This is a genomic window from Pseudomonas sp. HN11, from assembly GCF_021390155.1.
Taxonomy (GTDB): Bacteria; Pseudomonadota; Gammaproteobacteria; order Pseudomonadales; family Pseudomonadaceae; genus Aquipseudomonas.
Genome location: NZ_CP089985.1, coordinates 4,984,247 through 5,006,892 on the forward strand (window position 1 = coordinate 4,984,247; position 22,646 = coordinate 5,006,892).

At 59.2% G+C, this 22,646-nt stretch carries 23 protein-coding genes and 1 tRNA gene; 6 read left to right on the plus strand and 18 right to left on the minus strand.

The window, feature by feature from the left end:
• Window positions 1–113 precede the first annotated feature (113 nt).
• The 6 genes from gcvH to LVW35_RS22820 all read left to right on the plus strand — a co-directional run bounded on the left by gcvH (window position 114) and on the right by LVW35_RS22820 (window position 7,198).
• Window positions 114–497: a glycine cleavage system protein GcvH gene (gene gcvH, locus LVW35_RS22795; RefSeq protein WP_233892146.1), complete on the plus strand. Its 384-nt coding sequence runs from the start codon at window positions 114–116 to the stop codon at window positions 495–497.
• Between the two features lie 10 nt (window positions 498–507).
• Window positions 508–3,348: an aminomethyl-transferring glycine dehydrogenase gene (gcvP, locus tag LVW35_RS22800; protein ID WP_233892147.1), complete on the plus strand. Its 2,841-nt coding sequence runs from the start codon at window positions 508–510 to the stop codon at window positions 3,346–3,348.
• A gap of 121 nt (window positions 3,349–3,469) precedes the next feature.
• Window positions 3,470–4,846: an L-serine ammonia-lyase gene (locus LVW35_RS22805; RefSeq protein ID WP_233892148.1), complete on the plus strand. Its 1,377-nt coding sequence runs from the start codon at window positions 3,470–3,472 to the stop codon at window positions 4,844–4,846.
• 39 nt (window positions 4,847–4,885) lie between these two features.
• Entirely contained in the window at window positions 4,886–6,010 is a 1,125-nt protein-coding gene (gene gcvT, locus LVW35_RS22810; RefSeq protein WP_233892149.1) for a glycine cleavage system aminomethyltransferase GcvT, read from the plus strand.
• Between the two features lie 388 nt (window positions 6,011–6,398).
• On the plus strand, window positions 6,399–6,614 hold the full coding sequence (locus LVW35_RS22815; RefSeq protein ID WP_233892150.1) for a cold-shock protein: 216 nt from the start codon (window positions 6,399–6,401) through the stop codon (window positions 6,612–6,614).
• Window positions 6,615–6,709: 95 nt separating this feature from the next.
• Window positions 6,710–7,198, plus strand: a complete 489-nt coding sequence (locus LVW35_RS22820) for an RDD family protein (protein ID WP_233892151.1) — start codon at window positions 6,710–6,712, stop codon at window positions 7,196–7,198.
• 4 nt (window positions 7,199–7,202) lie between these two features.
• Here the strand turns inward: LVW35_RS22820 and nadA are convergent, their stop codons facing one another.
• From nadA to LVW35_RS22910, 18 genes are all read right to left on the minus strand, one after another.
• On the minus strand, window positions 7,203–8,261 hold the full coding sequence (nadA, locus tag LVW35_RS22825; protein ID WP_233892152.1) for a quinolinate synthase NadA: 1,059 nt from the start codon (window positions 8,259–8,261) through the stop codon (window positions 7,203–7,205).
• Between the two features lie 240 nt (window positions 8,262–8,501).
• The gene (locus LVW35_RS22830) at window positions 8,502–9,788 is read right to left on the minus strand and encodes an OmpP1/FadL family transporter (protein WP_233892153.1); all 1,287 of its coding nucleotides are present in this window, start codon (window positions 9,786–9,788) and stop codon (window positions 8,502–8,504) included.
• Between the two features lie 317 nt (window positions 9,789–10,105).
• A tRNA-Lys gene (locus LVW35_RS22835) sits at window positions 10,106–10,181 on the minus strand.
• 63 nt (window positions 10,182–10,244) lie between these two features.
• On the minus strand, window positions 10,245–10,919 hold the full coding sequence (queC, locus tag LVW35_RS22840; RefSeq protein ID WP_233896535.1) for a 7-cyano-7-deazaguanine synthase QueC: 675 nt from the start codon (window positions 10,917–10,919) through the stop codon (window positions 10,245–10,247).
• A gap of 16 nt (window positions 10,920–10,935) precedes the next feature.
• A complete protein-coding gene (gene queE / locus LVW35_RS22845) occupies window positions 10,936–11,583 on the minus strand; it encodes a 7-carboxy-7-deazaguanine synthase QueE (protein WP_010208116.1) in 648 nt (215 codons plus the stop codon).
• A 163-nt stretch (window positions 11,584–11,746) separates the two neighbouring features.
• On the minus strand, window positions 11,747–12,580 hold the full coding sequence (ybgF, locus tag LVW35_RS22850; protein WP_233892154.1) for a tol-pal system protein YbgF: 834 nt from the start codon (window positions 12,578–12,580) through the stop codon (window positions 11,747–11,749).
• A 6-nt stretch (window positions 12,581–12,586) separates the two neighbouring features.
• Window positions 12,587–13,087: a peptidoglycan-associated lipoprotein Pal gene (gene pal, locus LVW35_RS22855; protein ID WP_003209827.1), complete on the minus strand. Its 501-nt coding sequence runs from the start codon at window positions 13,085–13,087 to the stop codon at window positions 12,587–12,589.
• Window positions 13,088–13,142: 55 nt separating this feature from the next.
• On the minus strand, window positions 13,143–14,423 hold the full coding sequence (tolB, locus tag LVW35_RS22860; protein ID WP_233896536.1) for a Tol-Pal system beta propeller repeat protein TolB: 1,281 nt from the start codon (window positions 14,421–14,423) through the stop codon (window positions 13,143–13,145).
• Window positions 14,424–14,440: 17 nt separating this feature from the next.
• Window positions 14,441–15,514 carry a cell envelope integrity protein TolA gene (gene tolA / locus LVW35_RS22865; protein ID WP_233892155.1) on the minus strand — a complete coding sequence of 358 codons (1,074 nt, stop codon included), beginning with the start codon at window positions 15,512–15,514 and terminating at the stop codon, window positions 14,441–14,443.
• Window positions 15,514–15,966 carry a protein TolR gene (tolR, locus tag LVW35_RS22870; protein ID WP_233896537.1) on the minus strand — a complete coding sequence of 151 codons (453 nt, stop codon included), beginning with the start codon at window positions 15,964–15,966 and terminating at the stop codon, window positions 15,514–15,516. Before tolR ends, tolA begins: the two co-directional genes overlap by 1 nt.
• 23 nt (window positions 15,967–15,989) lie before the next feature.
• Window positions 15,990–16,685, minus strand: a complete 696-nt coding sequence (gene tolQ / locus LVW35_RS22875) for a protein TolQ (protein ID WP_010208111.1) — start codon at window positions 16,683–16,685, stop codon at window positions 15,990–15,992.
• Window position 16,686: 1 nt separating this feature from the next.
• Entirely contained in the window at window positions 16,687–17,142 is a 456-nt protein-coding gene (gene ybgC, locus LVW35_RS22880; RefSeq protein WP_015885610.1) for a tol-pal system-associated acyl-CoA thioesterase, read from the minus strand.
• 151 nt (window positions 17,143–17,293) lie between these two features.
• Window positions 17,294–18,352 carry a Holliday junction branch migration DNA helicase RuvB gene (gene ruvB / locus LVW35_RS22885; RefSeq protein WP_003193867.1) on the minus strand — a complete coding sequence of 353 codons (1,059 nt, stop codon included), beginning with the start codon at window positions 18,350–18,352 and terminating at the stop codon, window positions 17,294–17,296.
• Window positions 18,353–18,964 carry a Holliday junction branch migration protein RuvA gene (ruvA, locus tag LVW35_RS22890; protein ID WP_003175802.1) on the minus strand — a complete coding sequence of 204 codons (612 nt, stop codon included), beginning with the start codon at window positions 18,962–18,964 and terminating at the stop codon, window positions 18,353–18,355.
• 66 nt (window positions 18,965–19,030) lie between these two features.
• Window positions 19,031–19,555, minus strand: coding sequence for a crossover junction endodeoxyribonuclease RuvC (gene ruvC / locus LVW35_RS22895; protein WP_233892156.1), 525 nt, complete (start codon window positions 19,553–19,555; stop codon window positions 19,031–19,033).
• 68 nt (window positions 19,556–19,623) lie between these two features.
• Window positions 19,624–20,370: a YebC/PmpR family DNA-binding transcriptional regulator gene (locus tag LVW35_RS22900; RefSeq protein WP_233892157.1), complete on the minus strand. Its 747-nt coding sequence runs from the start codon at window positions 20,368–20,370 to the stop codon at window positions 19,624–19,626.
• A 134-nt stretch (window positions 20,371–20,504) separates the two neighbouring features.
• Complete coding sequence (gene aspS / locus LVW35_RS22905) at window positions 20,505–22,280, minus strand: aspartate--tRNA ligase (RefSeq protein ID WP_233892158.1); 1,776 nt, start codon at window positions 22,278–22,280, stop codon at window positions 20,505–20,507.
• A 107-nt stretch (window positions 22,281–22,387) separates the two neighbouring features.
• Window positions 22,388–22,609 (minus strand): FmdB family zinc ribbon protein, encoded by a 222-nt coding sequence (locus LVW35_RS22910; RefSeq protein ID WP_010208103.1) that lies wholly within the window; start codon window positions 22,607–22,609, stop codon window positions 22,388–22,390.
• Window positions 22,610–22,646 lie beyond the last annotated feature (37 nt).

Genomic DNA, 22,646 nt, shown 5'->3' on the forward strand with positions numbered 1-22,646 from the left:
ATTTTATCAACTCTTTGATTTATAAAGACTTAATAACGTTGGCCGCAATATTGCTAAGCAACCCCATTATTCCAATCCCGTCCACCAGACGAATCTGGCCTTGAGGAGTTTCCATGAGCGAGTTGCGTTTCACTGAAGATCACGAATGGCTGCGCGCCGAAGCTGACGGCAGCGTCACTGTGGGTATCACGGCTTTCGCGCAGAACGCGCTGGGTGATGTGGTTTTCGTGCAACTGCCGGAGCTGCAGGCCTATGACAAGGGTGCCGAGGCGTCCACTGTTGAATCCGTGAAGGCGGCCAGCGGCGTGTACATGCCTCTGGACGGTGAGGTCCTTGAAGTGAACGACAAATTGGATGGCAGCCCGGAGCTGGTCAACGAGGATCCGATGGGCGAAGGTTGGTTCTTTCGCTTTAAACCGACCGATGCCGGTGCGGTCGCTAAACTGTTGGATCAGGACGCGTATGACCGCCTGATCAAAGCCAACGCTGAAGCTTGAGGAGCGCGCCATGACTGTCAATTTGAGCACCGCCAACGAATTCATCACCCGCCACATCGGCCCGCGTCAGGAAGATGAGCAGCAGATGCTTGCCAGCCTGGGCTTCGACTCCCTGGAAGCGCTGAGCGCCAGCGTGATCCCGGAAAGCATCAAGGGCACCAGCGTGCTCGGCCTGGAAGACGGCCTGAGCGAAGCCGACGCCCTGGCCAAGATCAAGGCCATCGCCGGCAAAAACCAACTGTTCAAGACCTACATCGGCCAGGGCTACTACAACTGCCACACGCCGTCGCCGATCCTGCGCAACCTGCTGGAAAACCCGGCCTGGTACACCGCTTACACCCCCTACCAGCCAGAAATATCCCAAGGCCGCCTGGAAGCGCTGCTGAACTTCCAGACCCTGATCAGCGACCTCACCGGCCTGCCGATCGCCAACGCCTCGCTGCTCGACGAAGCCACCGCCGCCGCCGAAGCCATGACCTTCTGCAAGCGTCTGAGCAAGAACAAGGGCAGCAACGCCTTCTTCGCCTCTATCCACAGCCACCCGCAAACCCTCGACGTACTGCGCACCCGTGCCGAACCGTTGGGCATCGACGTGGTGGTCGGCGATGAGCGCGAACTGACCGACGTCAGTCCGTTCTTCGGCGCCCTGCTGCAATACCCGGCCAGCAACGGTGACGTATTCGACTACCGGGAACTGACCGAACGCTTCCACGCCGCCAACGCCTTGGTGGCCGTGGCCGCCGACCTGCTGGCCCTGACCCTGCTGACCCCGCCGGGTGAGTTCGACGCCGACGTAGCCATCGGCAGCGCACAACGCTTCGGCGTGCCGCTGGGCTTTGGCGGCCCGCACGCGGCGTACTTCTCCACCAAGGATGCATTCAAGCGCGACATGCCGGGCCGTCTGGTCGGTGTGTCCGTCGACCGTTTCGGCAAGCCGGCGCTGCGCCTGGCCATGCAGACCCGCGAGCAACATATCCGCCGCGAGAAAGCCACGTCGAACATCTGCACCGCCCAGGTACTGCTGGCCAACATCGCCAGCATGTACGCCGTGTACCACGGGCCTAAAGGCCTGACCCAGATTGCCCAGCGTGTGCACCAGTTGACCGCGATCCTGGCCAAGGGCCTGGGCGCCCTGGGCTTGAAGGTCGAGCAGCAACACTTCTTCGACACGATTACCCTCAACACCGGCGCCAACACCGCCGCCCTGCACGACAAGGCCCGCGCCCAGCGCATCAACCTGCGTGTAGTAGACGCCGAGCGTGTGGGTGTGTCGGTGGACGAAACCACCACCCAGGCCGATATCGAAACCCTTTGGTCGATCTTCGCCGACGGCAAGGCCCTGCCGAACTTCAACGCCAGCGTTGAAAGCACTCTACCTGCCGCCCTGCTGCGTCAATCGCCAGTGCTCAGCCACCCGGTGTTCAACCGCTATCACTCGGAAACCGAGTTGATGCGCTACCTGCGCAAGCTGGCCGACAAAGACCTGGCGCTGGACCGCACCATGATCCCGCTGGGCTCGTGCACCATGAAACTCAACGCCGCCAGCGAAATGATCCCGGTGACCTGGGCCGAGTTCGGCGCCCTGCACCCGTTCGCCCCGGCCGAGCAAAGCGCCGGCTACCTGGAGCTGACCTCCGACCTGGAAGCCATGCTCTGCGCCGCCACCGGCTACGACGCGATCTCCCTGCAGCCGAACGCCGGTTCCCAGGGCGAATACGCCGGCCTGTTGGCCATCCGTGCCTATCACCAGAGCCGTGGCGATGAGCGTCGCGATATCTGCCTGATCCCGTCCTCGGCCCACGGCACCAACCCGGCCACCGCCAACATGGCTGGCATGCGCGTGGTCGTCACCGCCTGCGACGCCCGTGGCAACGTCGACATCGAAGACCTGCGCGCCAAGGCCATCGAGCACCGCGACCACCTCGCCGCGCTGATGATCACCTACCCGTCCACCCACGGCGTGTTCGAAGAAGGCATCCGTGAAATCTGCGGGATCATCCACGACAACGGCGGCCAGGTGTACATCGACGGCGCCAACATGAACGCCATGGTTGGCCTGTGCGCACCGGGCAAGTTCGGCGGCGACGTGTCTCACCTGAACCTGCACAAGACTTTCTGCATCCCCCACGGCGGTGGCGGCCCGGGCGTCGGCCCGATTGGCGTCAAGTCGCACCTCGCTCCGTTCCTTCCAGGCCACGCGGCCATGGCGCGAAAGGAAGGCGCGGTGTGTGCGGCACCGTTCGGCAGCGCGAGCATTCTGCCGATCACCTGGATGTACATCAGCATGATGGGCGGCGCGGGCCTCAAGCGCGCTTCGCAGCTGGCGATCCTGAATGCCAACTACATTTCCCGTCGCCTGGAAGAGCACTACCCCGTCCTGTATACCGGCAGCAACGGCCTGGTGGCGCATGAATGCATCCTCGACCTGCGCCCACTCAAGGACAGCAGTGGCATCAGCGTCGATGACGTCGCCAAGCGCCTGATCGACTTCGGCTTCCACGCACCGACCATGTCATTCCCGGTGGCCGGCACCTTGATGATCGAGCCGACCGAAAGCGAATCCAAGGAAGAACTGGACCGCTTCTGCAACGCGATGATCGCCATCCGCGAAGAAATCCGCGCGGTGGAAAACGGCATGCTGGACAAGGACGACAACCCGCTCAAGAACGCCCCGCACACCGCGGCCGAACTGGTAGGCGAGTGGTCGCATCCGTACAGCCGCGAGCAAGCGGTGTATCCAGTAGCGTCCTTGATCGAAGGCAAATACTGGCCTCCGGTGGGTCGTGTCGACAACGTGTTCGGTGATCGCAACCTGGTGTGTGCGTGCCCGTCGATCGAGCTTTACGCGTAAAGCAGTTATAAGCGGCAAGCCTCAAGCTGCAAGCTGCAAGCCAATAGCCCCACCGGCTCTTACTTGTAGCTTGTAGCTTGCGGCTTGCGGCTACCCCATAACAAGAAACCGGAGAACAACCATGTCCCTTAGCGTGTTCGACCTGTTCAAGATTGGCATCGGCCCCTCCAGTTCCCACACCGTTGGCCCGATGCGCGCCGCCGCTCGATTCGTCGAGGGCCTCAAGCGTGACAACCTGCTGAGCGCCACCACCAGCATCAAGGTGGAACTCTATGGGTCTCTGGGCGCCACCGGAAAAGGCCACGGCAGCGACAAGGCCGTGTTGCTGGGCCTGGAAGGCGAACACCCGGACACCGTGAATACCGAAACCGTAGCTGCACGCCTCGCGCAAATGCGCGGCGACGGTCGCTTGAACCTGCTCGGCGAACACAGCATTGCGTTCAACGAGAAAGAACACCTGGCGATGATTCGCAAACCCCTCGCGTACCATCCCAACGGCATGATTTTCCGCGCCTTCGACGCCGCCAACATCCAGATCCGCAGCCGCGAGTACTACTCGGTCGGCGGTGGTTTTGTGGTGGACGAGGATGCCGCCGGCGCCGACCGTATTGTCGAGGACGCCACACCGCTGACCTTCCCCTTCAAACATGCCAGAGACCTCCTCGGCCATTGCACCACCTACGGGCTGTCCATCAGCCAGGTGATGCTGACCAACGAAAGCGCCTGGCGCCCGGAAGCGCAAACCCGCGCCGGGCTGCTGAAGATCTGGCAGGTGATGCAGGACTGCGTGGACGCGGGCTGTCGCAACGAAGGGATTTTGCCTGGGGGCTTGAAGGTCAAGCGCCGCGCCGCCGCCCTGCATCGCCAACTGTGCAAGCACCCTGAATCAGCGCTGCGCGACCCGCTCTCGGTACTCGACTGGGTCAACCTCTACGCCCTGGCGGTCAATGAAGAAAACGCCAACGGCGGCCGCGTGGTCACGGCGCCCACCAACGGCGCAGCGGGGATCGTGCCGGCGGTGCTTCACTACTACATGCGCTTCATCCCCGGCGCGAACGAGGAGGGTGTAGTGCGCTTCCTGCTCACTGCCGCCGCCATCGGCATTTTGTACAAGGAAAACGCATCGATCTCTGGCGCAGAAGTCGGCTGCCAGGGTGAAGTCGGCGTAGCCTGTTCCATGGCGGCCGGCGCCTTGTGCGAAGTCTTGGGCGGCAGTGTTTCCCAGGTGGAAAACGCCGCCGAGATCGGCATGGAACATAACCTCGGCCTGACCTGCGACCCCATTGGCGGGCTGGTGCAGGTGCCCTGCATCGAGCGCAATGCCATGGGCTCGGTCAAGGCGATCAATGCGGTGCGCATGGCGTTGCGCGGTGACGGGCAGCACTTTGTCTCGCTGGATAAAGTCATTCGCACCATGCGCCAGACCGGCGCCGACATGAAAAGCAAATACAAGGAAACCGCCCGTGGCGGTTTGGCGGTCAACATTATCGAGTGCTGACGCCTAGTAGCGCGCCAGCACGTTTTTCAGGAGCTGAATATGTCCACCGAAACCCTGTTGAAAACCCCTCTGCATGCCCTGCACATTGAATTGGGCGCACGCATGGTGCCCTTCGCCGGCTACGACATGCCAGTGCAATACCCGCTGGGCGTGATGAAGGAACACCAGCACACCCGTGATCAGGCCGGGCTGTTCGACGTGTCCCACATGGGGCAGATCCGCCTCACTGGCGCCAACGCCGCCAAGGCCCTGGAAACCCTGGTGCCGGTCGACATCATCGACCTGCCGGTGGGCATGCAGCGCTACGCGATGTTCACCAACGACCAAGGCGGTATTCTCGATGACCTGATGGTGGCGAACCTGGGTAACGACGAACTGTTCCTGGTGGTCAACGCCGCCTGCAAGGACCAGGACCTGGCGCACCTGCGCCAACATATCGGCGACCAGTGCACCATCGAGCCGTTGTTCGAAGAGCGTGCCTTGCTGGCCTTGCAGGGTCCGGCGGCGGTGAAGGTACTGGCGCGCCTGGCCCCGGAAGTCACCAAGATGACCTTCATGCAGTTCGCCTCCCTGCGCTTGCTGGGCGTGGACTGCTATGTCAGCCGTTCGGGCTACACCGGTGAAGACGGCTTCGAAATCTCCGTGCCCGCCGCCAATGCCGAAAGCCTCGCGCGCAGCCTGCTGGCCGAAACCGAAGTGCAGGCCATCGGCCTTGGCGCCCGCGACTCGCTGCGCCTGGAAGCCGGCCTATGCCTGTACGGCCACGACATGAACACCGACACCACACCGATCGAAGCCAGCCTGCTGTGGGCGATCTCCAAGGCCCGTCGTGCCGACGGTGCGCGTGCCGGTGGCTTCCCGGGCGCTGACAAGATCTTCACCCAGCAGCAAACCGGTGTAAGCCGCAAACGTGTAGGCCTGTTGCCACAAGAGCGCACGCCGGTGCGTGAAGGCGCGGAAATCGTTGATGCAGACGGTACCGTGATCGGCAGTGTGTGCAGCGGCGGCTTCGGTCCGACCCTCGGCGGCCCGCTGGCCATGGGGTATCTGGACAGTGCCTTCATTGCACTGGATACCGAAGTTGCTGCACTCGTGCGTGGGAAAAAGGTGCCACTACGTGTAAGTAAAATGCCATTTGTGCCGCAACGTTACTATCGTGGCTGATTGACTGTTTCTATAAGTAACGCGATTGTGTTAACGCGCACTAATTTGTAACGCAATCGCCATAAAACAGTGCACTACCGATAGTCTTTTTATAGGGATCAACCTATAACAAGTGACCAACTCTATCGAATAACTGGGATCCACAATATTCACCCAAGTGTCATAAGCCTGAGCAAAACCTGGGCTTTTGGCAGGGCTTGTTTTTTCTCCATTAGTTGTCGTAGAGTTTGCCCACTGTGTTTGCATGGGTCGCTTGGAACCTGGACCTGGGCAGTAGCCAAACTTAGCTACAACCCGTTCGACGTCTCTTACTTTCCTGCAACCCAGCCCAGTACTCTTTCATGCGAAAGGGGCTGTCATTAATTTTTAGCGTCAAGGAAATAAGAAAATGGCTGAACGTCAGAGCGGTACCGTCAAGTGGTTTAACGACGAGAAAGGGTTTGGTTTTATCACTCCAGAAAGCGGTCCGGATCTGTTCGTGCATTTCCGCGCTATTCAGGGCAACGGCTTCAAGAGCCTGAAAGAAGGCCAGAAAGTGACGTTCGTTGCTGTGCAAGGCCAAAAAGGCATGCAGGCTGACGAAGTACAAGCAGAAACCCACTGAGTTCATCTGCGACAAAAAGCCCCTGATGGTGACATCAGGGGCTTTTTTATGTGCGTTTGCTCGTAAAATGGCTTTTTTCATAAGAGAGCCCTGCCATGTCGAAACCCCTGTTGAGCCCACAAGGCGAGTTTCCCGCCGTCGGCCTGGGCCGTCGCCTGGCAGCGATGTTCTATGATTTTTTGTTGTGCACTGCCTTGCTGATCGTCACCGCGTTTATCTACAAGCTGATCTGGATCGCGTTTGTGGGCGAAGCCAAGATGCGCACCCTCACCGAGTCCGGTGCACTGGACGGCGACCCCCTGCTGTCGACGATTCTGTTATTTGTGCTGTTCGGCTTTTTCGCCAAGTTCTGGACCCATTCCGGGCAGACCCTGGGCATGCAGGTGTGGGGCGTGCGTGTACAGAACGCCGATGGCTCACGCATCAGCCTGTGGCAGGCGTTGTTACGTTTTGTGGTGTCGATTGCGTCGTGGTTGTGCGTAGGGCTGGGGTTTCTCTGGTCGCTGTTTGATAAGCGCAAACGCAGCTGGCATGACATCTATTCCGACAGCCAGCTGGTTCGTATCCCCAAACAGAAAAAGTAGCGACTCAGGCGTTGCCCGCCTGCTTCAAGCGTGCGGCCTGGGTGAAGTCCAACATGCGCTTGAGCGGGCGCACTGCATGCGGGATTACCGAAGGCTCGACGAAGATCTCGTTACTGCCCTCTCGCAGGCACTGCAATGTACGCTCCAGCGTATTCATCGCCATCCACGGGCAATGCGCGCAACTGCGGCACGCGGCACCGTTACCGGCGGTAGGCGCTTCGACAAAGACTTTATCCGGACACAGCTGCTGCATCTTGTAGAAGATGCCGCGATCAGTGGCGACGATGAAGGTCTTGTTCGGCAGGCGCTGAGCGGCAGCAATCAATTGGCTGGTCGAACCTACGGCATCCGCCAGTTCGATCACCGATGTCGGCGACTCGGGGTGCACCAAAATCGCAGCATCCGGGTACAGCGCCTTCATGTCTTCCAACTGCTTGGACTTGAATTCCTCGTGGACGATGCAGGCACCGTCCCACAGCAGCATGTCGGCACCGGTCTGACGCTGGATGTAGGTGCCCAAGTGCTTGTCCGGGCCCCAGATAATCGTCTCGCCGTTGTCCATCAGGCTTTCGACGATTTCCAGCGCGCAACTGGAGGTCACGACCCAATCGGCCCGGGCTTTGACCGCCGCCGAGGTGTTGGCATACACCACCACGGTGCGTTCGGGATGTTGGTCGCAGAACGCCGAAAACTCATCCACCGGGCAACCCAGGTCCAGGGAGCACGTGGCTTCCAGCGTCGGCATGAGGATGCGCTTTTCGGGGGTGAGGATCTTGGCGGTCTCGCCCATGAAACGCACGCCGGCAACCAATACGGTCTTGGCCGGGTGGGCGGCGCCGAAGCGGGCCATTTCCAGGGAGTCGGAGACACAGCCGCCGGTTTCTTCAGCCAGGGCTTGAATGACCGGATCACAGTAGAAGTGGGCAACCAGCACCGCGTCTTGCGCCTTGAGCTCGGCGGCGATGGCGGTACGCAGGCTCGCCTCCTCGTCAGCGCTGAGGGTTTTGGGCTGCTTGGCGTCTAGGTGGGCTTGAACCAGAAGGCGTTCGGAAATTTGCGTCATGTTCGCAAGACCTGCAGGCGCAGTTGCGCGAAAGTCGAGTGTACCACCGGCTCTGGAGCCCTTCGGGCGCCGCCGGACGAAGTGATTGTGTTCATCAAGCATGGGTTAAGGTGAAGCTCGGCAAGGCTACAGAATATCGAATGGTTTCAAAAGCCTAATCTGGTATTCGCCTGCGCCTGCATTGGGCAAAAAAACGGGAAACGCCACTTGGAGTTTCCCGTTTTTACCGCCGGTTATTTATCAAAAACGGTAAGTCACCGAGCCACCGAACCCGTTGGCACTGTTTTCATATTTGGCATCGTAAGTCAGGCCAACCTGGGAAAGGTTCTGCCGCACCTTGATCGGTTCTTCCTTGAGGTAGGAATACGCCACATCGAAAGTCAGGTTGTCGACGGGTGTCCAACCTGCACCGAGGCTGAAAACAGTGCGATCCCCTGTAGGAATCCGCACGGAGCGGTCGGTATTGTTGGTAGGCGTCTGGTCCACCGAGAAGCCGGTCCGCAGTACGAGTTCTTTGTTGACCCGATAGGCTGCACCGATGGCGTGTGACCACGTGTCATGCCAGTGCTGCTGCTCTGTGATCGAGCCCAGGCCACCGAATTGAGCAGTGAGATCGGAGACTCCATCGTTGTTGATGGTGATCTTCTTCAACTGACTCCAACGGGTGTAGGTGCTGCCGAGGTACAAGGTCCAGTCATCATTGAGTTGATGGGTTACCGAGAAATCCACCGAAGAGGGCGTTGTCACATCCAGGCTGGCGTCATACTTTTGCGGCCCACCGTCGAAGGCATCGGAAATCAAGCCGGACGCATGGGTCTTGCCGCTGAGATGGTAGACCACCTGAGAGTGGTAGGTCACGCCGATGCGTGTGCTTTCGAGGGGTTGCACCAGGATACCGGCGTTGAACCCGGTGGCATTGTCGTCACCTTTGACTTTCACGCTTTCACCCGCGCCGCCACCCAGCGGCACATTGGAATCCAACTCGCCACTGATGCGGTTGAAGGTCGGGCCGAACCCCACTGATACCTTGTCGTTGAAGGCATAGCTGACCGTCGGCTGCACGGTGATGACCTGGACCTTACTCTTATTGCCGAAACCATTGCCCTGGAAGCTGTGCTCATAGTCGGTCACCAGGCCGAACGGCGCGTAAATGCCCAGGCCGAACGCCCAATGGTCATCAATCGGCGTGACTAGGTAACCCATCGGCACGGCAATGCCGGGCACCATGTCGCCCTTGTTGGTGCCGGGGTTCTCGGCACCGAACTGCGAGGAACTGGCGTCTTTGATATTGGTTTTGGCATCGAGGTAAGTCGCGCCCAGGCTGACTTCATTGTGCTTAAGGCGAGACATGCCGGCGGGGTTGCCGAACACGGTACTGGCGTCTTCGGCCGATGAGGAGCGACCGGCATAGCCCGTCCCCATTGAACTGATGCTTTGTTCATTGAGCGCGAAACCACCGGCGAACAGCTGGGTTGAGGCAAGGGAAACGGCGAGCGCCAAGGCGCCCTTAAGAGTTTTGTTATTCATTATTAGGACTCGAATTGAGGGGCAGCGACGAGGAAGCTACCAACGTTCGAGCGAGGGGTTTATGAAGAGTTTTTCATGCAGAGAATTGTCGGACAATCCTATGTATATCAGAGACTTTGGATGTTTTGTCGTTCCCAATAATGACCTTGACACCCGATTATGACCCATTGGTTTTGAACAGAGCCTGGCAATGGCTTGGATACAAAAAAACCCCAGGCACTTCATATGCCTGGGGTTTCTGTGTATTCAAACAGGCAAAAAAAAACCCGGAAATCCTCACTTGCGTGGGCCTTCCGGATTTTCTAAACCGCCAAAAATGGTGGGTCGTGTGGGATTCGAACCTACGACCAATTGGTTAAAAGCCAACTGCTCTACCAACTGAGCTAACGACCCGCTGTGTGGTGGCGCGTATAATACTGATTTCTAAGGATTATTCAACACCTTATTTGAAATAAATCAGAAATAACGCGTTGGGTCAGTAATTCCGGCCGCTTCGAAGCCTTCTGCGCGCAGTCGGCAGCTGTCGCATTTCCCACAAGCACGGCCGTCATCGTCTGCCTGATAGCAGGAAACAGTCAGCGAATAATCTACGCCGAGTCCTACGCCAGCCTTGACGATATCGGCCTTGCTGAGGTTTTGCAGCGGCGCCAGGATGCGGAAGCCCTGCCCTTCTACACCGGCCTTGGTTGCCAGGTTGGCCATGCGTTCGAACGACTCGACGAACTCTGGGCGGCAGTCCGGATAGCCGGAGTAGTCCACCGCGTTGACGCCGATAAAAATGTCGCGAGCGTTAAGCACTTCTGCCCAACCGAGCGCCAGGGACAGGAATACCGTGTTACGCGCCGGCACGTAAGTTACTGGAATGCCTTCGCTGGGTGCTTCCGGCACATCGATGCTGCTGTCGGTAAGCGCGGAGCCGCCGATACCGTTGAGGTTCAGGCCGATCACTTTGTGTTCGACCACGCCCCTGTCACGGGCGACACGAGCGGCGGCGTTCAGCTCGGCGCGGTGACGCTGGCCGTAGTCGAAGCTCATGGTGTAGCAGCTGTAGCCTTGTGCCTGCGCCATGGCAACCACCGTGGCGGAGTCGAGGCCGCCAGACAGCAGAATTACCGCGCGTTTCTGGTCCATTGTTTGTTCAGTCATATCAGCGTCCGGGCTCGTCGTTCCAAAGGTATTTATGCAACTGCAATTGCAGGCGCACCGGCAGATTGTCCGCAACCACCCAATCGGCGAGATCGCGTGCGTTGAGGTCATGGTGGCTAGGCGAGAACAGTACTTCGCCTGCACGGCGGTCCAGCCCGTATTGAATCAGCTTGGAGTTCGCCCAATCGTAGTCGTCACGCGAACAGATAACGAACTTGACCTGATCGTTGGCCGTCAGCAGCTCAATGTTCTCGTAGCGATTACGGTGCGCTTCCTTGGAGTCCGGAGTCTTGAGGTCGACCACACGGCTTACACGGGGATCGACTGCCGAGATGTCCAAGGCACCACTGGTCTCCAGCGAAACCTCGTAGCCGGCATCACACAGCTGCTTGAGCAAAGGGATCGCATTGGGCTGGGCCAGCGGCTCACCGCCGGTCACGCAGACGTAGCGTGGTTTGTAGCCCGCGACCTGCTCCAGGATGTCATCGAGGGTGCGCACCGTGCCGCCACTGAAGGCGTAGGCGCTGTCGCAGTATTGGCAACGCAAGGGGCAACCGGTCAGGCGCACAAAGACTGTGGGCAGGCCGGCCGTTCGCGTTTCACCCTGCAACGAGTAAAAAACTTCGGTAATACGTAATGTGTCTTGCATAGTCGCCACGGGCGTAACAGCTAAACAGGCTGTCCGCCTCCGTCAGGCACTTTGAGGGACCCGCCAACGCGTAGACCCCAAAAAGCGTGTTTCATAAAAGGGCGTGGATTCTAACGAAAAAACCCGCGCCAGGCGCGGGTTTCTTCTAAACGGGTGGCATCGCTTACAAGCGCTGCAGGTCCCGCTGGGCCAACTGAGCAGCGGAGGTGCCCGGATACTGGGCCACAACCTGCTGCAGAATGCCTTTGACCTTGTCGGTATGACCCAGGCGGCGTTCTACGTCAGCAAGTTTGTACAGCGAATCCGGCACCTTGGCGTGCTTGGGGTACAGCTGGCTGACCTTGGCAAATGCCTGGCCTGCCCCCTGTAGGTCACCCTTGGCGAGGTTGACTTCGCCCAACCAGTATTGGGCATTGCCCGCGTACTGGCTGTTCGGGTATTTGCGCAGGAAAGCGGTAAATGCCTGGCTGGCCTTATCGAAATCCTTGGCTTTGATCAGGTCGAAAGCTGCATCGTAATACAGCTTTTCCTTCGCCGGATCACCCGGTTCACTGCTCGCGGCAGGGGCTTGGCTGGCAGCCGCCCCTACTGCTGCACCACCGGCAGCAGCGCTTGGCGCGCCACCGGCAGAAGAATTATCAGGAGTTGCGGCAGGTTGAACGCCGGCTCCAATGCGTCGATCAAGATCCTGGTAACGCTCCAGGCCTTCTTGCTTCAGCTGGTTCACTTGATTCTGCAGTACTTCAATGGCGCCCTGTTGCTGCGCGATTTGATCCTGCATGCGTTGCAGCTGGTTGAACAGTTCGCCCTGTGCCGAGGGAGCGGACGTAGCCGCCCCCCCCGCATAGGCGCCGTTCGTGCCATAACCCGCTGGCGGATAGCTGCTCCCGCTATTGTTATAGCCAGAGTTGCTATCTTCCACAGGAACCGCAGCCCACACCGCAAGCGGTGCGAGGCTGAGAGCCAATACAGTTAGAGCACGACGGCACGTTCGCATGACGAATTACTTACGCAGTTCGACGCGACGGTTTTGAGCCCAGGACTGCTCGTCGTGGCCAGTAGCAACTGGACGCTCTTTACCGTAGGAAACCAGTTCCAGTTGGCCTGGAGCAACACCTTGCAGTACCAGGTAGCGCTGAACGGCTTTCGCACGACGCTCGCCCAGTGCCATGTTGTACTCACGAGTACCACGTTCGTCAGTGTTACCTTCCAGAACAACGCGAGCGCCGTTAGCTTTCAGGTCCTTCGCGTGAACGTCCAGAGCGCGCATGGCTTCTGGTTTCAGGTCCGAACTGTCGTATTCGAAGTAGAAAGTGGTGATAGCGCGCAGAGCAGCTTCTTCGCTCAGGGAGCCGTCAACCGCACCAGTGTTAGCGCCGTAACCAGCGTTTGGATCAACAGCTGCGCCTTCACCGGCATTGTCGCCGCCTTTAGACGAGCAACCAACGGCTACGGACAGAGCCAGAGCCAGAGCAGCAAACTTACCAAACTTCAGCATTTCCATCGTGAAACTCCTAATGAACCCCAGTGTGTTAAGTACTTCTTTTTGTAGCGCCGCGTCAGTTCAGGTAAGGGGACCAGGATGGTTCTCTGACTTCGCCTTGTGCGGTAGGAAGTGGGAGCCTTACGCGTCCATTTATGGACACGAGCATCAAGACTCCCCGGCCCTGCTGGCGGGTGGCGTAGATTACCATGGTGCCGTTGGGCGCAACAGTGGCTGACTCATCAAGGTTGGTATCTGTAAGGATTTTTACGGTTCCGCGCTGCAAATCCTGGGCCGCAACCCGGAAATTAGTGAAACCATCCTGACGGTGAATCATCACCAACGTCTTTTCATCGGCCGACAGTTTAGGGTTGGCATTGTAGTTACCGATAAAAGTAACTCGCTCTGCACCACCACCATTCACGTTCGCCTTATAGACCTGCGGCTTGCCGCCTCGGTCAGAGGTGAAGTAGATGGTCGAACCATCCTTGCCCCAGAACGGTTCGGTATTGATACCCGGGCCGCTGGTTACGCGGGAGATCTGGCGCGAGGCCATGTTCATCACGTAGATATCCGGGTTGCCATCTTTGGACAGCACAAATGCCAGGCGAGAACCATCCGGCGACCAGGCCGGTGCACCGTTAAGGCCTTCAAAGTTGGTGATCTGCTCACGACGGCCAGTATCAATGTGCTGGACGAAGATACGCGGACGCTTCTGCTCAAAAGACACATAGGCAATCCGCTTGCCGTCCGGCGCAAAGCGCGGCGACAGAATCGGCTCCCGGGATTGCAGCAAGGTCACAGCCCGTGCACCGTCGTAGTCCGAGCGCTGCAGAGTGTAACGAGTATTGTCCACGGAGAAACGTTCAGCCGTTACGTACAGCAGACGCGTCGAGAACGCACCCTTGATGCCGGTAAGCTTTTCAAACGACTGGTCCGAGATATAGTGGGCCATGTCGCGAATCTGCTCGGCAGTGCCCGACACATTGCCAGTCAGAACCTGCTGCTCAGTCGCCACGTTGAACAAGGTGTAGGTGATTTGCAGACGACCACCGGCCGGCGTGATATTGCCGACCATCAGATACTGCGCGCCCACCGCTTTCCAATCACGGAACACGACTTCGCTGGCCTGGTTTGGCTGGCTGATCATGTTACCTTTTGGAATCGGCGCGTAGTAACCGGAGTTGCGCAGGTCGTCGCTGACGATCTGGGCCATGTCATCCGGCAACACGCTACCGCCCTGCCAGCCGAACGGTACTACGGCGATCGGGGTGGCCCGATCGCTACCGCTGGTGACCAGGATGTTCTTTTCATCCGCCGCCGCTATCCCTGCCATAAAGCAAATAACGACAAGCATTCCTCGAAGAAGGTTTCTCACAAGGCTAGATCCTCAGGTGTGAATGTCATCTTGAATGAACGATAGGGAGCGAAGTCGCTTGGTTTCATTCCCTGCATCTCGGTCAACCGGCCAATGTTCTTGACTGCGGCAACCGCCGAACTGTCGAACGAACCGTCACCACTGGACTTGGACACGCTGACCGAAGTCACCGTGCCGTCCGGCAACATGCCGATCTGCAGCACTACTGTCATGCCTTTGCGTGCCGAAGGTGGACGTGTCCAACCTTCTGCTGCCCTCGCCCGAATCAGGTCGTCGAAACTGCCCGCGACTTCATCGCCACGTTCATCGGCCAAGGCTTGCTGACGCTGCGGCGTGTCGGAAAGCAAATCTGCCAAGGCCTGGGCCTTTTTCTCTTCGGCGGATTTGCGCGCTGCTTCCTGGGCCTTTTTCTTGCTGGCGTCGGCGGCAGCTTTCTTCTTCGCATCGTCGGCGATTTTCTTCTTCGCCTCGTCTGCTTCAGCTTTTTTCTTGGCGTCTTCGGCGGCTTTCTTCTTCGCGTCTTCGACTATTTTTTTCTTGGCTTCTTCAGCGGCCTTTTTCTTGGCCTCTTCCTCAGCAGCCTTCTTGGCTTCTTCTTCAGACTTCTTCTTGGCTATATCAGCCAATTGTTTCTCTTCGGCCTTTTTGGCTTCGGCAGCTTTCTCGGCTTTCTTGGCTTCATCCGCCTTTTTCGCCTCGTCCGCTTTCTTGGCTTCGTCTGCCTTTTTCGATTCCTCGGCCTTTTGAGCCGCCTCTTCTTTCTTTTGTTCCGCAGCAGCCTTCACCGCTTCCTGCTCGACCTTCTTCTGTTCCATCTGTTCGACTTCAGTCTGGCGCGCAGCCGACTTCTGGGCCTCACCCGCAATCTTCTGATTGGTCTGGGTGGTGGCCTGACTTTTCGATTTCAGCTGATACAGGGTCGCCTGCACGATCGGCTTGGCTGGCGGCAGGTCCGGAGTCATGGCAAAGCTGACGAACAGCATGCCAAACACCAGGACGTGCAGGGCAATTGCCCAGACGCTAGGCCAGAAGTAGCTTTCCGAGGCGGACGGCTCTCGCTGTTGCTGCATCAGGGCGCCTCGGTAATCAAGCCAACGTTACCCACGCCGGCCTTCTGCAGCCCGCCCATGGCACCCATGACGGAGCCGTAGTCGACCGCTTTGTCACCGCGGATGAAGACCTGGGTGTGCTTGCCGCCTTCGTTGCCGGAGCGAATGATCTTGGTCACCGCGTCGGTCATCGCCGGCAAGGTCAAGGCCTTGTCCTGTTGCTTCTGGGTGTCGACTTCGCTGCCAAGGTTCCAGTAATAGGTCTTGTCAGCCTTGATCGAAATGGTCAGCACCTGGGTGTTGTTGTCCTGGGGCAAGGCTTCGCTGGAAACCTTGGGCAGGTCAACCTTCACACCCTGGTTGAGCATCGGCGCGGTCACCATGAAGATCACCAGCAGCACCAGCATCACGTCGATGTAAGGCACTACGTTCATCTCGGCGACCGGCTTGCGCTTGGTTCGAGCTCGAGTGATTAAAGCCATCGTGAGATACCTGCTTATTCTTCGCTGGTGTGCACTTTACGGTGCAGGATCGCCTGGAATTCATCGGCGAAGGTGTAGTAACGGCCAATCAGGTTCTCGCCGCGGGCGGCAAAACGGTTGTAAGCGATTACTGCGGGAATGGCAGCGAACAGGCCGATCGCGGTGGCGATCAGGGCTTCGGCGATACCTGGGGCCACGGTGGCCAGGGTCGCTTGCTGGGCCTGGGCCAGGCCACGGAAGGAGTTCATGATGCCCCATACGGTACCGAACAGGCCGATGTAAGGGCTAACGGAACCGACGGTGGCGAGGAACGGCAGGCTTTGCTCAAGCTTCTCTTCTTCGCGGGAAATGGCAACGCGCATGGCACGGGCCACGCCTTCCATCACGGCTTCCGGGTCTACGCCAGGCTGCTGGCGCAAACGGGAGAATTCCTTGAAACCGGCGCGGAAGATCTGCTCGACGCCCGAGTCCGGGTCCGGGTTGCTGCCCGCCTGACGGTACAGCTTGGACAGGTCGATACCCGACCAGAAGCGCTCTTCAAAGCTCTCCAGGGCACGTCGACCGGCACGCAGCAGGTTGCTGCGCTGAAAAATCATGACCCAAGAGGTAACCGATGCGGCTACCAGGGTCAGCATGACCAGTTGAACCACAACACTGGCATTGCTGACCAGGCTCCACATGGAGGAATGGTCGACGACGGTAGGTTCCACGCTAAATCTCCTGCTTTGATTGTTTACCCGCGCCGCTTACGTCGGCAAAGGCCGCACGTAGAGCTTCGGGAATGGCCCGGGGTTTCAAACTATTGGTGCGCACACAGGCCACCAGGAACTGCCCCTCACAGAGCAGCGTTGCATCCGTTGCCCGCCTGACCTGCTGCTTGAAACGCAGGCTGACACGGTTCAATTCGATTACTTCAGCGCTGACCAACAACTCGTCGTCCAGCCGCGCCGGCGCGTGATACCGCGCCTCGCTGGAATGCACGACGAATAACAGGTCCTCCCCTGCCAGCTGGGATTGGGCAAAGCCCAGCTCCCGTAGCCGCTCGGTTCGAGCCCGCTCCATGAACTTGAGGTAATTGACGTAATACACGATGCCGCCGGCATCGGTGTCCTCGTAATAAACGCGACAGCGATGTGCAAACGACTGATCCCCGTTTTGCGCGCGCATACTCTAGTGCTTACTCCTCAGGTTGCCAATCCGGCCCGCAACTGTTTTTTCGTTCTCGCTCTTCATTCTGAAGAATATTTCTAACGACTGAATGACGACACCAGCCACTAGGACAGCACAAACCTCGGATAAATCGTCTGGCGTGAAGCTTTTAATCGTCCACTGCATCGAGGAATTCGTCTACTACAGGCATCTCGCCCAATCGTGACGGAATGTTTAACCCAAAGTGCAGATAGGCGTGGCGCGTGACCACTCGCCCCCTCGGGGTACGCATGATGTAGCCCTGCTGGATCAGGTATGGCTCCAGCACATCTTCGATGGTATGGCGCTCTTCACTGATGGCTGCCGCCAGGCTATCGACCCCAACCGGGCCACCGTCGAACTTCTCGATCATGGTCAAGAGTAGGCGTCGATCCTGGTGATCGAAGCCATGCTCATCCACATCCAGCAGGTTCAAGGCCAGGTCGGCAACGGCTTTGGTGATATGCCCCTTGGCCCGCACCTCGGCAAAATCGCGCACGCGACGCAGCAAGCGGTTGGCAATCCGTGGCGTACCGCGGGCCCGGCGGGCGATTTCAAAAGCGCCTTCCGGGTCAAGCGGTAAACCGAGAATGCTCGCCGAACGACTGACGATGGTCGCCAGGTCTGCCGTGCTATAGAACTCTAGACGTTGAACAATGCCGAAACGGTCTCGCAACGGGTTGGTCAACATACCGGCGCGCGTCGTGGCGCCGACCAGCGTGAACGGCGGCAGGTCGAGCTTGATCGAGCGGGCCGCAGGGCCTTCGCCGATCATGATGTCGAGCTGAAAGTCTTCCATGGCCGGGTACAGCACTTCCTCGACGATCGGAGAGAGCCGGTGGATTTCGTCGATAAACAGCACATCGTGCGGTTCAAGGTTGGTCAGCAATGCCGCCAGGTCACCCGGGCGCTCCAGCACCGGCCCGGAGGTGGACTTGATCGACACGCCCATTTCCTGGGCGATGATGTTGGCCAACGTGGTCTTGCCCAAGCCCGGCGGACCGAAAATCAGCGTGTGATCCAAAGACTCACTGCGCCCACGTGCAGCCTGGATGAACAACTCCATCTGCTCGCGCACAGTGGGCTGGCCGATGTATTCGGCCAGGCTCAGGGGGCGGATGGCGCGGTCCTGGACCTCTTCACGGTCACGCGGGCCAGTGGCTGCAATCAGACGATCAGCTTCAATCACTTAAATCATTCCCTTCAGGGCGCGGCGGATCATGTCTTCACTGCTCAGGTTCTTGTCCTTGATGGCCGATACGGCCTTGCTGGCTTCCTGCGGCTTGTAGCCGAGGGAGATCAGCGCGCTGACGGCATCGCTCTCTGCACTGGCGACCTGGCCCGCCGGCATGTCCGGCTGGTTTGGCACCAGGGCAAACATGCTCGGCACGACCTCCCAGGCCTTGAAGCGGTCTTTGAGTTCCACCAGCAGACGCTCGGCGGTCTTCTTGCCAACACCTGGCACCTTGGTCAGCGCCGAGGTGTCCTGAGCGGAAACGGCGCGTACCAGTTCATCCACTTCCAGGCTCGACATCAAAGCCAGGGCCAGTTTCGGGCCCACGCCGTTGAGGCGGATCAGTTCGCGGAAGAAGTCGCGGTCACGCTTGCCAATGAAACCATAGAGCAGTTGTGCGTCTTCGCGCACCACCAAATGCGTGTGCAATGTTATCGGCTCACCGACCGACGGCAGGCGATACAGGGTGGTCATGGGCACTTCCAGCTCATACCCCAACCCATTTACATCCAGAATCAGGTGCGGCGGCTGTTTCTCAGCCAGGGTGCCGCGCAAGCGTCCAATCACGGTTCAGATCCTTAAAGCTGGGGTCAGAACAGGGCCTGACCGGAAATTACGATTGCGCTGATGCTATCAGAGACGCAGGCGCCCGCCACGACTGCGTGCCGTACCCAAGCCGTGGGGCAGCAAGCTGGAGCGGGTGTGCGCATGGCAAATGGCGATAGCCAGGGCGTCGGAGGCGTCGATTTGCGGTTTTGAAGTGAGCTTGAGCATGTGCATGACCATCATCTGCACTTGCTCTTTATTTGCCGCACCGGTGCCGACCACGGCTTGCTTGACCTGGGTCGCGGTGTATTCGGCAATGTCCATGCCCTCCTCGGCGCCGGCAACGATGGCGGCGCCACGAGCCTGGCCAAGTTTCAGGGCTGAATCGGCGTTTTTGGCCATGAACACCTTTTCGATGCCCATGGTCACCGGCCCGTAGGTCTGGATTACTTCACGCACGCCGCGATAGACGATCTGCAGGCGCTCGGCCAACTCGCCCGCGCCGGTACGGATGCAGCCCGAGGCAATGTAGACACAGCCGCGCGGGGTCTGTTGCACCACGCCAAAACCGGTGATGCGCGAACCGGGGTCGATACCTAGGATTAAAGTCATAACGCCTGCGGGCTAGATAAACACAATTTGTGAACAGTGAAGCTCCACATTTTGATCTGGGTCATACCTCAGACTAGCTGTGCAGCCACATCTTCCGGGATGTCGGCGTTGGAATACACGTTCTGTACATCATCCAGATCTTCCAGCATATCCAGCATCTTCAGCACTTTCTGCGCGCCATCCAGGTCCAGCTCGGCACTGGTGGTCGGCAGCATCACGATTTCCGCGTCAGTACCTTTGAAACCGGCGGCTTCCAGGGCATTGCGCACCGCATAGAAGCTGGCGAACGAGGTGAACACATCGATGGAGCCGTCTTCGTTGGTCACCACATCGTCGGCATCCGCCTCCATCGCTGCTTCCATCAACGCATCTTCATCCGTGTCCGGCGCGAAGGAGATCTGCCCCTTGCGCTCGAACAGGTAGGCCACCGAACCGTCGGTGCCCAGGTTACCACCGCACTTGCTGAACGCGTGCCGCACGGCCGCTGCGGTGCGGTTGCGGTTGTCGGTCATGCACTCGACCATCACCGCCACACCGCCCGGGCCGTAGCCTTCATAGCTCAGCTCGACCATGTCGTCGGTATCGGCAGCACCGGCGCCACGGGCGACGGCGCGGTCGATGATGTCACGGCTCATGTTCGCGCCAAGGGCTTTATCCAATGCCAGGCGCAAACGTGGGTTGGAGCCGGGATCACCACCGCCCTGGCGGGCAGCGACGGTCAGCTCGCGGATCCACTTGGTGAAGATCTTGCCTTTCTTGGCATCCTGACGCTCTTTGCGGTGCTTGATGTTCGCCCACTTGGAATGGCCAGCCATAACACAACTCCGAAATTCTGTAGAAACCTTGATCAACCCCGCTGCGCGGGATTTGCCTCTTGTAACGCAAAGGCGCATCCGAAGATGCGCCTTTTTAAACTGCGTAAACCTCAGTGCGCTTTCACGCAGCAGCCTTACTCAGCCTTCGGCGTCTCGCGCAGACGGATGTGCAGTTCGCGCAATGCCTTGGCATCCACCACACCTGGAGCCTGGGTCATGACGTCCGCAGCGCTCTGGGTTTTCGGGAAGGCAATCACTTCACGGATCGACTGGGCGCCGGTCATCAGCATCACCAGACGGTCCAGGCCGAACGCCAGGCCACCGTGCGGCGGCGCGCCGTATTTGAGGGCGTCGAGCAGGAAGCCGAACTTCTCTTCCTGTTCCGCTTCGTTGATGCCCAACAGGCGGAAGACCGCTTGCTGCATCTCTTTGCGGTGGATACGGATCGAACCGCCACCCAGCTCGGTACCGTTGAGCACCATGTCGTAGGCACGGGACAGCGCGCCCGCCGGGTTGGCTTCCAGCTCGGCCGGCGAGCACTTCGGCGCGGTGAACGGGTGGTGCAAAGCGCTGAAGCTGCCGTCGTCGTTCTCTTCGAACATCGGGAAATCGACGACCCACATCGGGGCCCATTCGCAGGTCAGCAGGTCCAGGTCGTGACCCAGCTTGATCCGCAGCGCGCCCAGGGCTTCGCTGACGATCTTGGCCTTGTCGGCGCCGAAGAACACGATATCGCCGTCGACTGCACCGACGCGGTCGAGGATCGCGTTCAGGTTGTCCAGCGGAATGTTTTTCACGATTGGCGATTGCAGGCCGTCAACGCCATTGGCGCGCTCGTTGACCTTGATGTATGCCAGGCCCTTGGCACCGTAGATGCCGACGAACTTGGTGTAGTCATCGATCTGCTTGCGCGGCATGCTCGCGCCGCCAGGCACGCGCAGGGCGGCAATGCGGCATTTCGGGTCGTTGGCCGGGCCGCTGAACACTTTGAAGTCGACCTCTTTGAGTTGGTCGGCCACATCCACCAGTTCCAGCGGGTTACGCAGGTCTGGTTTGTCGGAACCATAACGGCGCATGGCTTCTTCGAAGGTCATGTGCGGGAAGTCGCCGAATTCCAGGTCCAGCACTTCCTTGAACAGGTTGCGGATCATTTGCTCGGTCAGGCCCATGATCTCTTTTTCATCGAGGAAGCTGGTCTCGATGTCGATCTGGGTGAATTCCGGCTGGCGATCGGCGCGCAGGTCTTCGTCACGGAAGCATTTGGCGATCTGGTAGTAACGGTCGAAGCCGGCCACCATCAGCAGCTGTTTGAACAGTTGTGGCGATTGCGGCAGGGCGAAGAACGAACCGGCGTGGGTTCGGCTCGGCACCAGGTAGTCACGCGCACCTTCCGGGGTGGCCCGGGTCAGGATCGGCGTTTCAACGTCCAGGAAGCCGTTTTCGTCGAGGAAGCGGCGGATGCTGGTGGTCATGCGCGAACGCAGGCGCAGCTTCTCGGCCATTTCCGGACGACGCAGGTCCAGGAAGCGATAGCGCAGGCGGGTTTCTTCGCCCACGTCGGAGAATTCGTTGAGTGGAAACGGCGGGGTTTCCGACTCGTTCAGCACTTCCAGCTCGTAACCCAGCACTTCGATGCCGCCGGACGCCATGTTCTTGTTCACGGCACCGGCCGGACGCAGGCGTACCTTGCCGGTGATCTTCACGACGTACTCGCTGCGCACGCGGTCGGCGGCGGCGAAGCTCTCGGCGCGATCCGGGTCGAACACCACCTGGGCCAGACCATCACGATCACGGATATCGAGGAAGATCACCCCGCCGTGGTCGCGGCGACGGTGAACCCATCCGCAAAGGGTGATTTCCTGACCTTCCAGGGTCTCGTTCAGTTGGCCGCAATAGTGGCTGCGCATCATGGTAGTGGTTTCACTTCTCGTAATTCGAAATTCGGTGGAGGCCTGCCTCGTCACCGTACATTAAAGCAGGGGACGGATAATGCAGGAGCCTGCGCGTAGAGTTCAACTCAGTCTGCTTTGTCGCCGCCCGCCAGGTTCTTCTTGGAGCCGGTCTTGAAGTCGGTTTCGTACCAGCCGCTGCCGCTCAGGCGGAAGCCTGGCATGGACAACATTTTCTTGAGCTCCGGCGCTTGGCAGGCCGGGCAATCGACCAGCGGCGCGGCGCTGATCTTCTGAATGGCTTCCAACTGATGACCACAGGAAGCACATTGATAGTCGTACATGGGCATGGCGATGTCTCGGCGATCAGAACGTTACTGCGCCACG

Bases quoted from the DNA above. Each gene is read 5' to 3' on its own strand.
- gcvH (WP_233892146.1), top strand. From the start codon at position 114: ATGAGCGAGTTGCGTTTCACTGAAGATCACGAATGGCTGCGCGCCGAA.
- gcvP (WP_233892147.1), top strand. From the start codon at position 508: ATGACTGTCAATTTGAGCACCGCCAACGAATTCATCACCCGCCACATC.
- LVW35_RS22805 (WP_233892148.1), top strand. From the start codon at position 3,470: ATGTCCCTTAGCGTGTTCGACCTGTTCAAGATTGGCATCGGCCCCTCC.
- gcvT (WP_233892149.1), top strand. From the start codon at position 4,886: ATGTCCACCGAAACCCTGTTGAAAACCCCTCTGCATGCCCTGCACATT.
- LVW35_RS22815 (WP_233892150.1), top strand. From the start codon at position 6,399: ATGGCTGAACGTCAGAGCGGTACCGTCAAGTGGTTTAACGACGAGAAA.
- LVW35_RS22820 (WP_233892151.1), top strand. From the start codon at position 6,710: ATGTCGAAACCCCTGTTGAGCCCACAAGGCGAGTTTCCCGCCGTCGGC.
- nadA (WP_233892152.1), bottom strand. From the start codon at position 8,261: ATGACGCAAATTTCCGAACGCCTTCTGGTTCAAGCCCACCTAGACGCC.
- LVW35_RS22830 (WP_233892153.1), bottom strand. From the start codon at position 9,788: ATGAATAACAAAACTCTTAAGGGCGCCTTGGCGCTCGCCGTTTCCCTT.
- queC (WP_233896535.1), bottom strand. From the start codon at position 10,919: ATGGACCAGAAACGCGCGGTAATTCTGCTGTCTGGCGGCCTCGACTCC.
- queE (WP_010208116.1), bottom strand. From the start codon at position 11,583: ATGCAAGACACATTACGTATTACCGAAGTTTTTTACTCGTTGCAGGGT.
- ybgF (WP_233892154.1), bottom strand. From the start codon at position 12,580: ATGCGAACGTGCCGTCGTGCTCTAACTGTATTGGCTCTCAGCCTCGCA.
- pal (WP_003209827.1), bottom strand. From the start codon at position 13,087: ATGGAAATGCTGAAGTTTGGTAAGTTTGCTGCTCTGGCTCTGGCTCTG.
- tolB (WP_233896536.1), bottom strand. From the start codon at position 14,423: ATGCTTGTCGTTATTTGCTTTATGGCAGGGATAGCGGCGGCGGATGAA.
- tolA (WP_233892155.1), bottom strand. From the start codon at position 15,514: ATGCAGCAACAGCGAGAGCCGTCCGCCTCGGAAAGCTACTTCTGGCCT.
- ybgC (WP_015885610.1), bottom strand. From the start codon at position 17,142: ATGCGCGCGCAAAACGGGGATCAGTCGTTTGCACATCGCTGTCGCGTT.
- ruvC (WP_233892156.1), bottom strand. From the start codon at position 19,555: ATGACTTTAATCCTAGGTATCGACCCCGGTTCGCGCATCACCGGTTTT.
- LVW35_RS22900 (WP_233892157.1), bottom strand. From the start codon at position 20,370: ATGGCTGGCCATTCCAAGTGGGCGAACATCAAGCACCGCAAAGAGCGT.
- aspS (WP_233892158.1), bottom strand. From the start codon at position 22,280: ATGATGCGCAGCCACTATTGCGGCCAACTGAACGAGACCCTGGAAGGT.
- LVW35_RS22910 (WP_010208103.1), bottom strand. From the start codon at position 22,609: ATGCCCATGTACGACTATCAATGTGCTTCCTGTGGTCATCAGTTGGAA.